At 49.1% G+C, this 13,500-nt stretch carries 12 protein-coding genes and 3 tRNA genes; 10 read left to right on the forward strand and 5 right to left on the reverse strand.

The genetic code is table 11. The features are described from left to right. Positions 1-723, reverse strand: a 723-nt coding sequence (thiL, locus tag ACP5SG_RS07425) for a thiamine-phosphate kinase (protein ID WP_428123193.1), incomplete at its 3' end; no start/stop codon positions are given. A 39-nt stretch (positions 724-762) separates the two neighbouring features. Then, on the reverse strand, positions 763-1,176 hold the full coding sequence (gene ndk, locus ACP5SG_RS07430; protein ID WP_237887545.1) for a nucleoside-diphosphate kinase: 414 nt from the start codon (positions 1,174-1,176) through the stop codon (positions 763-765). 260 nt (positions 1,177-1,436) lie between these two features. On the opposite strand from ndk, the gene ACP5SG_RS07435 reads away from it, so the two are divergent. The 5 genes from ACP5SG_RS07435 (at position 1,437) to lon (ending at position 7,492) form a co-directional block, all read left to right on the forward strand. Beyond that, a tRNA-Leu gene (locus ACP5SG_RS07435) sits at positions 1,437-1,521 on the forward strand. Positions 1,522-1,661: 140 nt separating this feature from the next. Beyond that, positions 1,662-2,966 (forward strand): trigger factor, encoded by a 1,305-nt coding sequence (gene tig, locus ACP5SG_RS07440; protein WP_428123196.1) that lies wholly within the window; start codon positions 1,662-1,664, stop codon positions 2,964-2,966. Positions 2,967-3,006: 40 nt separating this feature from the next. Then, positions 3,007-3,618: an ATP-dependent Clp endopeptidase proteolytic subunit ClpP gene (clpP, locus tag ACP5SG_RS07445; RefSeq protein ID WP_237887536.1), complete on the forward strand. Its 612-nt coding sequence runs from the start codon at positions 3,007-3,009 to the stop codon at positions 3,616-3,618. Beyond that, positions 3,611-4,870, forward strand: coding sequence for an ATP-dependent Clp protease ATP-binding subunit ClpX (gene clpX, locus ACP5SG_RS07450; protein ID WP_237887534.1), 1,260 nt, complete (start codon positions 3,611-3,613; stop codon positions 4,868-4,870). Before clpP ends, clpX begins: the two co-directional genes overlap by 8 nt. A gap of 171 nt (positions 4,871-5,041) precedes the next feature. Beyond that, positions 5,042-7,492, forward strand: a complete 2,451-nt coding sequence (gene lon / locus ACP5SG_RS07455; RefSeq protein WP_428123199.1) for an endopeptidase La — start codon at positions 5,042-5,044, stop codon at positions 7,490-7,492. An 18-nt stretch (positions 7,493-7,510) separates the two neighbouring features. On the opposite strand, the gene ACP5SG_RS07460 is transcribed toward lon, so the two are convergent. Next, positions 7,511-9,607, reverse strand: a complete 2,097-nt coding sequence (locus tag ACP5SG_RS07460) for a peptidase U32 family protein (RefSeq protein ID WP_428123201.1) — start codon at positions 9,605-9,607, stop codon at positions 7,511-7,513. 144 nt (positions 9,608-9,751) lie between these two features. Here ACP5SG_RS07460 and ACP5SG_RS07465 point away from each other — a divergent pair, with 144 nt between their 5' ends. The 5 genes from ACP5SG_RS07465 to ACP5SG_RS07485 all read left to right on the forward strand — a co-directional run bounded on the left by ACP5SG_RS07465 (position 9,752) and on the right by ACP5SG_RS07485 (position 11,879). Continuing rightward, entirely contained in the window at positions 9,752-10,033 is a 282-nt protein-coding gene (locus ACP5SG_RS07465; protein WP_237887528.1) for an acylphosphatase, read from the forward strand. Between the two features lie 88 nt (positions 10,034-10,121). Next, a complete protein-coding gene (gene efp / locus ACP5SG_RS07470) occupies positions 10,122-10,685 on the forward strand; it encodes an elongation factor P (RefSeq protein WP_237887526.1) in 564 nt (187 codons plus the stop codon). Then, complete coding sequence (gene epmA, locus ACP5SG_RS07475; RefSeq protein WP_428123205.1) at positions 10,642-11,616, forward strand: EF-P lysine aminoacylase EpmA; 975 nt, start codon at positions 10,642-10,644, stop codon at positions 11,614-11,616. The genes efp and epmA overlap by 44 nt, the downstream gene beginning before the upstream one ends. 86 nt (positions 11,617-11,702) lie before the next feature. Then, positions 11,703-11,775, forward strand: a tRNA-Lys gene (locus ACP5SG_RS07480). Between the two features lie 26 nt (positions 11,776-11,801). Then, positions 11,802-11,879, forward strand: a tRNA-Glu gene (locus ACP5SG_RS07485). Positions 11,880-11,885: 6 nt separating this feature from the next. Here ACP5SG_RS07485 and ACP5SG_RS07490 read toward each other — a convergent pair. Then, positions 11,886-12,773, reverse strand: coding sequence for a tetratricopeptide repeat protein (locus ACP5SG_RS07490; RefSeq protein ID WP_237887523.1), 888 nt, complete (start codon positions 12,771-12,773; stop codon positions 11,886-11,888). Between the two features lie 10 nt (positions 12,774-12,783). Continuing rightward, a partial coding sequence (locus ACP5SG_RS07495) for a type II secretion system protein GspD (RefSeq protein WP_428123208.1) occupies positions 12,784-13,500 on the reverse strand: 717 nt, incomplete at its 5' end.

Consider the following 13,500-nt stretch of genomic DNA (forward strand, 5'->3'; position numbering starts at 1 on the left):
ATGAGCGAGATCGGTTGCCACGCCGTCTGACAAATCAATAGCCGAACAAACGAGTCCGCTCGCAGCAAGGGCCATTCCCAAACCGACCCTAGGTTCAGGGTCAATATGCCTCTCGACAAGCCGACTTATGCATCGCCCTCTCACGATGCCTTTCATTGCATCGCAATGGGCATAACGCCTCAAATAATAAAGACCGGCTGCAGCATCGCCTAAATAACCTGAACAATAGATTATGTCTCCTGGACGCGCGCCCGAACGCCTCAACCGATTGCCAGACTGACCGCCAGATACCGGCTCTCCTATCAAAGTCAAAGTCACTGAGAGGTCATGCGGGGCGCTTACTGTATCTCCACCGGCCAAAACCGCACCAAATGCAGAAAGTTTGGACAACAACCCATCTGTAAAACGATCCCAGAATCCTGATGGAAGGCCAGGACGGGAGGCTATATTCAAAAAGGCCCAACGGGGTTTGGCGCCCATAGCGGCTATGTCGCTCAAATTCACTCCGGCGGCCTTTCTGCCCAGATGCCACGGATCAAAATAGGCAAGATCAAAGTGAACCCCCTCTACCAAGGTATCAGTGGTTACCACAAGTAGGCCGCCGTCTTTCCGTATGAGCGCACAATCATCTCCTATGCCAGCCATCAGGTCAGGATCAGAACCATGGGCAGCAGCCTTTTGGGCCAGCCTCGATATAAAATCAATTTCACAGCCCTGATTCAAGATATCGTATCCTTTAAGCAAGGGGATTAAAAAATCCCGTTAAACTAGTTCAAGGGTGCTGAAGAAATATGCTATCTCCTTCGCCGCATTCCCAGGCGAATCTGAACCATGGACTATGTTCTTTTCTATGTCGCTTGCAAAATCGGCCCTTATCGTACCAGGCTTCGCCTCTTTGTAATTCGTAGCCCCCATCAATTCACGATTCCGCCTGATCACATCCTCGCCTTCCAGTACCATGACGACGACCGGGCCGGACGACATGAAGTCTGTAAGGCTCCCGAAAAATGGTTTGTTTTTGTGAACTTCATAAAACCCTTCAGCCTCTTTTTTTGTCATTTTAAGCATCTTCATGGCGACGATCCTGATACCCGCCTTTTCGAAGCGGTTGATAACTTCTCCAATAAGACCCCTTGATACGCCATCCGGCTTGATGATTGAAAGCGTACGTTCCATTGCGGTATTCTCCTCGTTGATTTATCGCACATTATCCATCATAGTCCGACTGAATCGGCATCTTCCTGCAAGGACGGCCGTGGCATCTTGTCAGAAAGAAAAGGCCGGGCCCAACCGGACGGTTAACAGAAATTTCATGGTCATGATAAATTTTAAATAAATCGTTAAAAGATATTTTTTATACCTGAAAAACCCATCTGTGCAAGCACATTTCTTGACTTCAATTTTGGCCTGGATTAGATTGCACTATGCGTTCGAGTGCGAGAGTGGCGGAATTGGTAGACGCACTGGACTTAGGATCCAGCGGGGCAACCTGTGCGAGTTCGAATCTCGCCTTTCGCACCATTTTGATTTAAATCCAAGATGAATGGCTGAGCTACGGATCTCTTTTGCAGTTGCACCAAGGCCTTCAGCCGTATCGCCAAATCGAACAAAGACATAACACCGGGCCGTATAAATTAAAATTAAGAAAGGGAACAAAATCGATGAAGGTAACCATAGATGAGATAAGCCCTGTTCAAAAACGCCTTTCAGTCGAAATATCGTCTGATGTAGTTTTGAAGGAGCTTAACGAGACCTATGCCAAGCTCAACAAAAAAGTCAAGATAAAGGGATTTAGGCCCGGCAAGGTGCCACGCAAAATAATAGAAAAATTTTATAGCGATAAGGTAAAAAGCGAAGTTATAGATACGCTTATCAGCAAGACCCTGCCAAAGGCCATCGAAGATGCAAGGCTTATCCCTATTCTACACCCTCAACTGGATTCGGCCTCCCCAATAAAGGCTGGCGAGACCTTTTCCTACTCCGTAACTGTAGATCTCTGGCCGGAATTTGAGGTCACTGATTATAAAGGGATCGAAATCGAAAAACCAGAAATCACCGTAACCGACCAAGAAGTGGAGGAACAGCTCGAGGCCCTGAGACGGCACTTCGGGGCCATAGAGGCAGTCGAAGAAGACCGCCCTCTTGAGACGAACGACATCGCCATAATAGACTATTCTGGCGAAATAGATGGTGAGCCGGTGGAAGGACTGGATGAAAAGGATTATTATTTGGAGGTAGGCAAGGGCTATTTCAATGAGGAATTCGAGAGAGCCATAATAGGTATGGCAGTAGGATCTGAAAGGACAATAGAGATCACATATCCCGATGATGCAATAAACGAAAAGGTTGCAGGCAAGACGGTCTATTACAATGTCGTTTTAAAAGGCATAAAAAAACGGATATTGCCCGAATTGAACGACGAATTCGCCCAAAAATTCAGCCCAGACTACAAAACCATAGATGACCTCAGGGAGCGTCTCAAAAAACAGATCTTGGCAGACAAAGAAGAGGCCGTACGATCAAGTCTTAGAAACCAGATACTCGACAAGCTCGTATCAGGGGTTGATTTCCCTGTACCGGAACGTCTCATCGAGGCAAAACTTGATCAAATGATAGACAATATCTCGGGCCATCTTCATGAACGGGGGGTCGATCTAGAAAAGGCAGGCATATCTCAAGACAGACTCAAGGAAAAGATGCGCGAAGACGCGATAAAACAGGTAAAGACAGAGCTCATCCTAGACAAGATAGCGGACAAGGAGGATGTCAAGGTAGAAAATGAAGAACTGGCAAGACATATCGACCAAAGTTCAACACAGATAGACAGGGAAGAGCTGCTGGCTGCGCTCGTCCAGCATGTACTACCCAAACTGCGTGCAAAAAAGACCCTTGATCTCCTCCTTGAACACGCGGTCATAAGACAGGCGGCTTCCGAGGCCGATGCCATGGATCAGACTAGAGACTAATTTATCGAAAAAAATAAGACTAAGGAGAAGATTGACTTAAATGCCTTTAATACCCATTGTTATAGAACAAAGCCCGAGGGGTGAAAGGGCCTATGATATCTATTCGAGGCTCCTGAAGGAACGGATAGTCTTCCTGGGCGGCCCGATAGACGATGACATGGCTGACCTAGTAATCGCTCAGCTCCTATTTCTGGAGGCCGAGGACCCGAAACGAGATATAACACTCTATATAAATTCTCCCGGCGGTATCGTGACGGCCGGACTCGCAATCTATGACACTATGCAGTACATAAAATGTGACGTAAGCACACTGTGTCTTGGTCAAGCGTCCAGCATGGGTGCGTTTCTTCTGGCCGCAGGCGCAAAAGGCAAGCGTTATTGCCTCCCTAATGCCAGGATACTCATCCACCAGCCGATGGGTGGCTTCCAAGGCCAGGCGACCGACATAGACATACATGCGAGAGAGATATTGAGGCTGCGCCAGAGATTGAACGAGCTGCTGGCGGTCCATACAGGTCAACCCCTGGGAAAGATACAGGAAGACACCGAGAGGGATTATTTCATGGGAGGGGAGGAGGCTAAAAATTACGGCCTCATAGACAAGGTAATCACGAAACGCATCTCCCCTCAGGAGGACAAGTCAAATGGCTAAAAAGAAAGACACTGAAGTACAAACTGATCTGCGTTGTTCATTCTGCGGCAAGGGTCACGACGAGGTAAGAAGGCTTATTGCTGGCCCGAACGTATATATATGCGATGAATGTATAGAGCTTTGCAACGACATAATCGCCGAGGAATACGACAAGGCAGACGACCCCGAGAACAAGGCCTCGAAATCCCTTAAACCGGCCGATATCAAGGCCCTATTGGACGAATATGTTATAGGGCAAGAGACTGCCAAGAAGATATTGTCCGTTGCAGTGCACAACCACTATAAACGTATCGATTCAAAAGCAGACACAGGGGATGTCGAACTACAAAAGAGCAATATACTCCTGATAGGCCCTACAGGGAGTGGGAAGACCCTGCTCGCCCAGACGCTCGCCAAGATATTGAATGTGCCGTTTACCATAGCCGACGCCACCACACTTACGGAAGCTGGCTATGTAGGCGAAGATGTGGAAAACATCATTCTCAATCTCCTTCAGGCCGCAGACTATGACGTAGAGCTGGCAAGCAGGGGAATCGTCTATATAGACGAGATCGACAAGCTGGCAAGGAAGACCGATAGCCCATCCATTACGAGGGACGTATCCGGAGAAGGTGTACAACAAGCCCTTCTAAAGATAATCGAGGGTACCATGGCCAATGTCCCGCCAAAAGGCGGTAGAAAGCACCCTCAGCAGGATTTTGTAAAGGTGGATACCACCAACATACTCTTTATCTGCGGCGGTGCATTCGTCGGGCTTGACAGCATAGCAAAGGCACGCATGGGAAGTGCATCAATAGGATTCGGCGCCGATGTTCACGGTGCAAGAAATATTATGTTGAGCGAAATACTGCAAAATATTCAACCCGAAGACCTGATCAAATACGGTCTGATACCCGAGTTTGTAGGCCGCATGCCTGTAGTGGCTGCACTTGAGGAATTAGACGAAAATGCACTGATAAGGATACTCAAGGAACCCAAAAACGCCCTCATAAAACAATTCCAAAAACTCTTCGCAATGGATAATATCGATCTCCATTTTACCGATGGGGCGATAAAAGCCATTGCACAGGAGGCAATAAAACGAAAAACTGGTGCAAGAGGGCTTAGGGCGATCCTAGAACAGGCCATGCTCAATGTCATGTATGAACTTCCTTCACGAGAAGGCATTAGGGAGTGCGTGGTAAGCGAGGACGTAATCATCAACAAAGCAGAACCGGTGCTACTCTATGAACCGAAGGCCCAGACATCTTGAAAAAGATATATTTCCAAGGCCATCGCTCAACTATAGCGCATGGGTTTCATTCTCGAAGCCATCGGCTTGAAGCGAGGCCGAGGAGATGGTCTTGTCGGAATCGGGTGCAAAATGCGCCTCGGATAAAAACTACGGGCTGGCGGGCCCTTAAACACGCAAGGTAAAAGACATATGCAGACCAGCGCAAAACAATCCATCTCAAAAGATGACCCCGAAATCATCAAGGCCGCCCTCATACCCTTGAGGGACATAGTCCTCTTTCCTCACATGGTAACCCCCCTGTTTATAGGGAGAGAAAAATCCGTTCAAGCCATTGAAGACGCGATGGCCTCCAAGCAACAGATATTTCTCGCCGCTCAAAAAGATGCAAAGATAGACGACCCAAAGGAACACGATATATACAAGATCGGCACGCTCGGCACCATCCTCCAGCTTTTGCGTCTGCCGGACGGCACGGTAAAGGCACTTATAGAAGGCGATCAGCGGGCCGTAATAAGACGCTTTATACCCAATGCCAGTTATTTTATGGTTGAGGTGGAGCCACTCCATCACTCTATTAACAAACACACGGAAACGGAAGCGCTCACAAGGCTCGTACTGAGCGCCTTCGATGAATATGTCAAACTCAACAAAAAAATAGCCCCAGAAGTGGCCATCTCTATCTCGTCCATTACCGACCCAGCAAGGCTTTCAGACACCATCGCAGCCCATATACCTTTAAAAGTCGCTGATAAACAGGCCATCCTTGAACAGGTACAGCCTGAAAAACGCCTTGAGCGGCTCTACTCCCTCATGCGCACCGAGATCCAAATAATGCTTACTGAACAACGGATAAAAGACCGTGTCAGAAAGCAGATGGAAAAGAATCAAAAAGACTACTATCTAAATGAGCAGATCCGCGCCATCCAAAAAGAAATAGGCCAAAAAGACGACACTCAGGGCGATATCAGGGAACTCGAACAGAAGATAAGACGAAAAAAGCTCCCAAAGGAGGCCTCTGCCAGAGTAAGGCATGAACTCAAAAAATTGAAGATGATGCCGCCCATGTCTGCAGAGGCCACAGTCGTAAGAAACTATATAGACTGGATTATATCCCTGCCGTGGTTTGAAAAGACGACAGACAAACACGACATAGAGGCGGCTGAAAACATCCTTAACGAGGACCACTTCGGCCTCGAAAAACCGAAGGAGAGGATTCTTGAACACCTTGCTGTCCAATCTCTGGCGAAGAAGATAAAGGGTCCGATACTTTGTCTCGCCGGGCCGCCTGGGGTTGGAAAGACATCCTTAGCCAAGTCCGTAGCGAGGGCCATGGGAAGAAACTTCGTCCGCCTCTCGCTGGGTGGAATAAGGGACGAAGCTGAAATCAGGGGACACAGAAGGACATATATAGGCGCCCTGCCAGGCAAGATTATCCAATCCCTCAAAAAAGCTGGCTCTTCAAACCCGGTCTTTTGTCTAGACGAGGTCGACAAAATGAGCACTGACTTCCGTGGGGACCCGGCTGCAGCACTCCTCGAGGTGCTTGATCCTGAACAAAACGCCTCGTTTAACGACCACTATCTTGACCTTGACTATGATCTGTCAAGCGTACTCTTCATCACAACGGCCAATACCTTACACACCATACCCATCCCTCTCCAGGACAGGATGGAGATCATAGAACTGCCTGGCTATACAGAAGAAGAAAAACTAGAAATCGCCAAGGGCTTTCTGATCCCACGCCAATTAGAGGCACATGGTCTCAATCCAGAGCAATTGCAGATAACCGATAAGGTAATACTTGAGATCATCCATTCCTATACGAGGGAAGCTGGCGTAAGGGGCCTTGAACGGGCCCTGGCCTCCATCTGCCGCAAGGTGGCGAAGGAGATAGTCAAAAACACCGGGGAAGAGACAAAACAAATAAAAGTAGCATATTCATCAATTACCCGCTATCTAGGTGTTGCGCGATATAGACACGGGCAATCCGAAGAAACAGACCAGACCGGCGTTGCCGCCGGCCTTGCCTGGACAGAGACAGGAGGGGCCCTCCTCCAGATAGAGGCGGTTATTATGCCGGGCAAAGGCAACCTTACAATAACCGGTAAGCTGGGCGATGTGATGCAAGAATCCGTGCAGGCTGCGATGAGCTATGTCCGTTCACGGGCCCACCAGTTCAGGCTCCCTTGGGACTTCTATCAAAAAGTTGACATCCACGTCCATGTACCTGAAGGGGCTATCCCTAAAGACGGTCCATCGGCCGGTATAACTATAGCCACGGCTATCGTATCCGCACTGCTCAAGATCCCGGTCAGACACAGCGTGGCAATGACAGGCGAGATAACCCTGAGGGGACGGGTGCTACCTATAGGCGGGCTCAAAGAAAAACTCCTTGCTGCCAAACGAAGCGGCATAGAGACCGTTCTCATACCAAGCGAAAACGAAAAAGACATGAAGGAAATCCCGGCCAAGGTGACTAAGGGGCTCAAAATAGAAATGGTTGAAAATATGGACGAGGTCTTGAGCAAGGCAATGGCCGTAAATGACGCTGACAAGCTCTTTAGCGTGCATGACGTCCTTGAGGCCCCTGACTGGTTTGTAATACAGGGTATAAAACCGGAAGAGATGCACACCCACTGATTTCTTAAGGCCGCTTGACTATTCCAATCTATCAAAGAAATTAAAGGCCTTTGCCGGGATACGAAGCAGGGCAGGACCGCCGGTTCTGCCGCGCGGCATATGTTTGGATTTAATCCGATATGAAAGATCTATAATCCAGATGGAAAAGCCGGCATCTTTCAGCTCGGCTTGTTTGTTGAGAAGCGAAAACGGCTTTTCGGACAAGAGAACCCCTCTACCTGCCTCCCTGTGCCAATAAAAACGTTCCCCCTTGGGACTGATTATAGGCCCGAGATAGTTGAAGTTCTTGAGGGCGATGCGACTCGTGACAACTGGTATGTATGAAAAGACTGTAAATGCAGTCTGTACGAAAGGGGCCGAGTTAGTAGCACATCTTGCATTTTCCTGATCCGTCTCGATGGAAAATTGAGGGATGTCCACACCAAGTCCCTTGGCGCCTATAAGGGCCTGTGAGTTCAACAAATTCAGGGTATAGAAACCGAATATAGTGGCTTTACGCCTCTGTCTTTTCAGATCCTTGTCAGAAAGGACCTCTTCCAAGACAGCAAGGGCACCGAGATTGGCTACTTCAAACTTGCCGAAACCCTGCCTGACGAGACGCTTCAATGCCTCTTTATAAAAGGCCATTTCGGCTTCATGGATGATGGCCGGGAGAGACCAGACGATTTCCATGTCATTGAGCCATGTCCGCACCCTGCCCTTTAATGACCTTAAATTCCAAGGTGTTATAGGTAGTATTGCCCCCTTAATATCAAAATCCTTTGTAAGGGTGAGGGCGCGCGGTTCTGGAATTCTGACCCAGACATCTATTGAGGCCTGTTTTTTAACAAATCTACCAGCCTCGGACGACCTGAGTCCCGCAGGCATATTCATGAGGACATCCTGTGCCTCAATATGCGCCTTTTTCATAATGGCTGTAAACGAGGCCTTGTTTACCATGTAGACCCTGGCAGCAGATCTCTCAAAACCAATGCCTCTCGCCGTGTCGGCGCGGAATATCAACGCACCTCTCGGGTCTTTTAGCAATCCACCGGTCTTTATCCAGACCTGGCCATCTTCTGTCTCAATAAGACCGGTACACAAAAAACTCTGCTGGCTTTTCCTATCCCGATAAACTATGCGCAAGCGGTCGCCAAGTTCCAGATCGAGCCTAACGTCCACAAGGAGCTGCCCCCTTTTATAGTCAAGCACCTTGCCAATAAATACACCGGTATTTGTCATACGCCAGGGGAGGATCGCGTCTCCTGGCGTATCGTTATGAAAATACCCTTTTGTATATGCACGGCCGAACGCACCTTGGACTAGCTCCCATGCTGCGGAAAGCACATCGACATCTCCTGGGTGGTCGATCACCATCCTGTATGCCTTGACCACCGAGGCCACATAACTAGGAGGCCGAAGCCTACCTTCTATTTTCAATGATCTTACCCCGATGCGTCTCAGGTCATCCACCACGTCGAGGCCGGAAAGATCCCCCATGGAGAAATAAGCGCCTGTCTTTCCCTCCCATGTATAACGGCGACGGCATGGCTGGACACAGCGGCCCCTTAGACCCGATTTTCCACCGAAATAGCTGCTGAAGAAACACAATCCAGAATAACTGAAACACATGGCACCGTGGACAAAAACCTCTGTCTCTATTGCTGCGGCGACTGCAGCCGCACTTATCTCATCGAGGGTCATCTCTCTCGCGAGCACCACTCGACTGAAATCCATCCGTTTAGCCATCTTTACGCCGTAGGAATTGTGAACGGCCATCAGGGTACTTGCATGAAGACGAAGCCCTGGAAAATACCTCCGCGCAAGCCGCCAGAGACCAAGGTCCTGAATGATCAGGGCATCCACCTTGATTGCCTCAAGGGCCGAGAGCACGCCAACGGCCTTCGGGATCTCATCCTCTCTCACAAGGGAATTCATGGCCACAAAGACCTTTCTGCCCCTTGAGTGCGCAGCGTCCGTAAGGCCAGCCACCTCTTCAACAGAAAAATTCCTGGCAAGCGCCCTTGCATTAAGGTCTTTAAGCCCTAGATATACAGCGTCCGCACCGTTTTCAATCGCGGCCCAGAAGGTCTCATTGGTCCCAGCCGGCGCAAGCAATTCAATCTCTTTTGACATGATCGTCATGATATCAAGGATTACATCAAAGGAAAACTAAAAAAACATGCCGGATCATCATTCCTCAAAAAAACAAACCTTGCCCTTCTCAAAATCGGAAATTATAAAATTAATATAAAATAATAATGATGCGGAGGCACGATCATGGGTATTCAGAGACGTATCCACGCATTCATAAGCGGGAGGGTGCAAGGTGTATTTTACAGGGCATCCGCAATGGATAAGGCTATGCAGTTGGACCTTACAGGCTGGGTGAAAAATCTTGCCGACGGCAGAGTGGAACTCGTAGCCGAGGGATCGTCCGAGGCCATAGACGCGTTCATATCATGGTGCCGCAAAGGGCCGCCGTATGCCCACGTGACCAACATCGAGGTGCAGGAACAGGAAGCTACAGGGGAATTCGACCGTTTTTCGATGCGATATTGATTGATGAATCGGCAGCTACACTACTTGAATTTTCCCTATTTCTATTTTATTGATGGCTTTCGCAAAAAATAAAACCGGAGACAAGCCAATGTATGATTCTTCAGACTTGAGAAAGGGTTTAAAGATAGTAATCGATGGAAACCCATATCTCATTACCGATTTTCAATTCTCGAAACCGGGCAAGGGCCAGGCGCTTTACAGATGCAAACTTAAAAATATGATAACTGGATATACCATAGACCGCACCTATCGCTCAGGCGAAAAATTTGAGCCTGCAAACCTTGAAGAAAGACATATGCAGTTTCTCTACAAAGACGGGGATGGCTACCACTTCATGGATACCGTCAAGTTCGATCAGGTGAGCATGACGGAATCCCAGGTCGGTGAGGCAAAAAACTTCCTGAAAGAAAATACAGAGGTTGACATCCTTTTCTTTGAGGGCAATCCCATAGACGTATCGCTTCCGATATTCGTCGAGCTGCAGGTTATAAAATCCGATCCCGGGGTAAGGGGCGATACAGCCACAGGCGCCACGAAGCCGGCCACCCTTGAGACAGGCTACGAAATACAGGTACCCCTCTTTATCGAAGAGGGAGAGGTTCTGAAGATTGACACCCGCACGGGCCAATATGTTGAGCGGGTCAAGAAATAACGGACGAATAGCCAGACACGAAAGGCTCAAGATCCGTTCAAAGATTATATCGGCCATACGCTCATGGCTTGAAGGAGAAGGGTTTCTGGAGGTGCACACCCCAATCCTTGTAAATACACTCGCCCCTGAACCGTATATCGAGACATTTCGGACGACCGACGTCCATGGCAGCGGATCCATGTACCTCATTCCATCCCCTGAGTTGAATCTCAAGCGCCTTTTGAGCGAAGGACTAAACCGCATCTATCAGCTTGGACCTGTCTTCCGAAGGGGCGAGCGCGGAGACAGGCACCTACCGGAATTTACTATGCTTGAATGGTACAGGACAGACGCTGATTACAAAGATCTCATGGCTGACTGCGAAGCCATATTACAGACTACAGCCAAGGCAATCGGTCTGGACGGAGAAGGGGTTGTTTACGGACGAAATGTCATAGACATAAGGCCGCCTTTCACCCGCCTTACCGTTGAAGACGCCTTCATAAGATATGCAGGTTGGTGTCCAGGCCCATGGCCTGATCCGAACAGATTTAATGAAGACATGGCGACAAAGATCGAGCCCGGCCTTCCTAAAGACAGACCTATCTTTCTTATGGACTATCCAGCTTCGTGTGCTGCAATGGCAAGACCTAAACCCAGCAATCCATCTGTTGCAGAGAGGGTTGAGCTCTATATAGGCGGGATTGAACTTGCGAACGGCTTTTCGGAACTAACAGACAGATACGAATTGGAAGAGAGGTTCAGAGAGTGGACGATAGCAAGAAAAAGACTTGGTTTTAGAGATTATCCATGGCCGCAAAGGTTTATTTCCTGTCTCGACAGTCTTAAACCATGCGCAGGGATGTCTCTTGGAGTGGACAGACTTGTGATGCTGCTTACCAATACATCAAGGATCGATGACGTCATCGCCTTCACACCGGAAGTTTCATAAGGCGTACCAGCAAGGCGCCCGATCGAGCTTGACAAGACCTGTTTGTCATGATAACCATAGCGGTCTATTTAACAGGGCTTTGAGCTGGGCCGTTAACTCAGGAGGTAGAGTATCTGCCTTTTAAGCAGAGAGTCGCTGGTTCGAGTCCAGCACGGCCCACAACAAACGCCGCGACAAAAAAATGAGTCCCCGTCGTCTAGCCAGGTCCAGGACACAAGCCTTTCACGCTTGCAACACGGGTTCAAATCCCGTCGGGGACGCCATCTCCATTACGGCACCTTGCCATTCTCCCCTTCTTTTTCTCTGGCCAAATTGAGATTGAATCTTATATCCATATCAGCAGGGGCCTTTTTTAAGGCCTCCTGTAGGACCTGTTCCGCCTCTTTCGTCCTGCCCAGCACCAAAAGCGCTGCACCCAGATTGTTGGCCACATCTACATCACCGGTTTTACGCCAGATGGTCCTATACAACCTAACCGCATCTTCCATCCGCCCAGCCAGCCTATATTCTTCAGCCTGCTGGATCAGACTTTTCTGGATCAAGTCCGTCGTATTCTCGGGCTGTGAGATGTGTGCAACTGGCAAACGCTGCCGGGAGACGCCTGTTGCGCCATTTTCAGGCACGGCATCTTCTTCTTTGGAAACATAAACCCTGTTCCGTGCATCCTTTTGGATGCTATGGTCTATTTGACCTACATACGGCTCACAAGCGGTATCTCCAGCCTTGGTCGCCATAAAACCATATAACGCAGCTGTTGGCATTGAGACCTTATTTTTCAAGTCTTCGCTGGGCATGGATGGTGAGACAGTCTGCACTGCAGACGATTGGGCGACCTTATCCCTACCGATCCGTCGGATCTGGGTCTGTGCGGACGGCGCCATATTGTCCGTGCCATTAGCGGCCTTGCCATGGGATATATTATTTAGACCTGTCACAGCGGTCTTCCCTGCCGCCCCTACCCTCCACCACAGATTAATGGAGACGATAAAGCCGAGACCGACTGCTACAAAAAACAACACTACCAGGAGTGGGGCTACCCATACGGGTCTCTTGGCATGCCTTTCGCCATCGTCCCTTTCCGCCAGATAGTGAAGTGTCTCATGACCTCCGCCTTCACGCGTCTCCAGTTCCTTCAATGCATCAAAAAGTCTGCTCATTCCCTAATTATCAAATTATCTTTACCTGCATAAGGATCACGAGTTCCACACGTTTATTGCTCTCGATATTGTATTTGAAAGCCTTGCCGACATATGGTAGACGGTCTAACAGTGGCACACCAGAGCCCTTGTCCTCCTTCCGCTCCTGAATAAGCCCGCCAAGAATCACCATCTCTCCGGACATGACTCGGAGTACGGTGGAGGCCTCCCTTAGATCCACCTTAGGAAAGGTATATCGGTTCCCGCCGGTGAACTCCCGCTCTTCAAGCGAGATGAGATCGCTCTTTATCGGCACTATATGAAGTGTCACGAAACCATCACCTTCTATGACCGGCGTTACACCCAAAAGAACGCCGTCGAAGATGGAGCTGATCTCGGCCGTAGTGGTTGAAGTAGTGATGCCGCCGCCGGTGCCGCCAGATGTCAGGTTCTGTTGAAGACTTTTGAGGTATGATACCGACTGGCCGACGCTTATGACGGCCGACTGGCCATTCATAACCTTCAGCCTGGGGTTTGAGAGGGTCTTGACATTCCCATACTGCTCAAGGGCGTGGAGCACCGTACTTACATCATAATAACGCTGGGACAGATGGAGGCCATACAACAAGCCATTTGCAGTCGTAGTACTATTTACTATGAATTTGGCACCCGTTGTCTGGAGCGGACTCCTGCTCAGCGTCGCCTCAAGATTGCTCCAGTCAACGCCTAGTTCATGCCCTGACGTAAG

This window comes from Dissulfurimicrobium sp., assembly GCF_049968175.1.
Taxonomy (GTDB): Bacteria; Desulfobacterota; Dissulfuribacteria; order Dissulfuribacterales; family Sh68; genus Dissulfurimicrobium; species Dissulfurimicrobium hydrothermale.

Coding starts and splice junctions, on each gene's coding strand:
- ndk (WP_237887545.1), bottom strand. CDS start 1,176: ATGGAACGTACGCTTTCAATCATCAAGCCGGATGGCGTATCAAGGGGT.
- efp (WP_237887526.1), top strand. CDS start 10,122: ATGTATGATTCTTCAGACTTGAGAAAGGGTTTAAAGATAGTAATCGAT.
- ACP5SG_RS07490 (WP_237887523.1), bottom strand. CDS start 12,773: ATGAGCAGACTTTTTGATGCATTGAAGGAACTGGAGACGCGTGAAGGC.
- ACP5SG_RS07465 (WP_237887528.1), top strand. CDS start 9,752: ATGGGTATTCAGAGACGTATCCACGCATTCATAAGCGGGAGGGTGCAA.
- lon (WP_428123199.1), top strand. CDS start 5,042: ATGCAGACCAGCGCAAAACAATCCATCTCAAAAGATGACCCCGAAATC.
- ACP5SG_RS07460 (WP_428123201.1), bottom strand. CDS start 9,607: ATGTCAAAAGAGATTGAATTGCTTGCGCCGGCTGGGACCAATGAGACC.
- tig (WP_428123196.1), top strand. CDS start 1,662: ATGAAGGTAACCATAGATGAGATAAGCCCTGTTCAAAAACGCCTTTCA.
- clpP (WP_237887536.1), top strand. CDS start 3,007: ATGCCTTTAATACCCATTGTTATAGAACAAAGCCCGAGGGGTGAAAGG.
- clpX (WP_237887534.1), top strand. CDS start 3,611: ATGGCTAAAAAGAAAGACACTGAAGTACAAACTGATCTGCGTTGTTCA.